This is a genomic window from uncultured Shewanella sp. (assembly GCF_947501665.1).
Lineage (GTDB): Bacteria > Pseudomonadota > Gammaproteobacteria > Enterobacterales > Shewanellaceae > Shewanella.
This window is the reverse complement of the sequence record NZ_CANMWS010000110.1, coordinates 1-255: the sequence shown is the minus strand read 5'-3', so window position 1 is coordinate 255 and position 255 is coordinate 1. Positions and strand designations below refer to the sequence as shown.

The 255-nt window shown below is 41.2% G+C and carries 1 protein-coding gene and 1 rRNA gene; one reads left to right on the top strand and one right to left on the bottom strand.

All coding sequences use genetic code 11. From position 1 onward, the window contains the following. Positions 1-54, top strand: a 16S ribosomal RNA gene (locus Q0976_RS24130); the annotation flags it as partial. A gap of 1 nt (position 55) precedes the next feature. Here Q0976_RS24130 and Q0976_RS24125 read toward each other — a convergent pair. Beyond that, on the bottom strand, positions 56-255 hold a 200-nt coding region (locus Q0976_RS24125; RefSeq protein WP_299497410.1), incomplete at its 5' end, for a hypothetical protein.

The window sequence follows — 255 nt, the reverse complement described above, 5'->3', positions numbered from 1 at the left end:
GTGAAGTCGTAACAAGGTAGCCCTAGGGGAACCTGGGGCTGGATCACCTCCTTACCTATACGACTAACTTAGCTCTGAATAGGAAGTTGTTGGTAATAAATTGCTCCATGCATTTATTACACACAGCACATCCCTGTGCTTGAGTGTTCACACAGATATGCTTGTTTATCTCAACTCTTTGAGTATGGGATAACAACAAACTGTATAGCCTTGTTGCTATATAGCGTTCTTTAACAATTTGGAAAGCTGATAGTG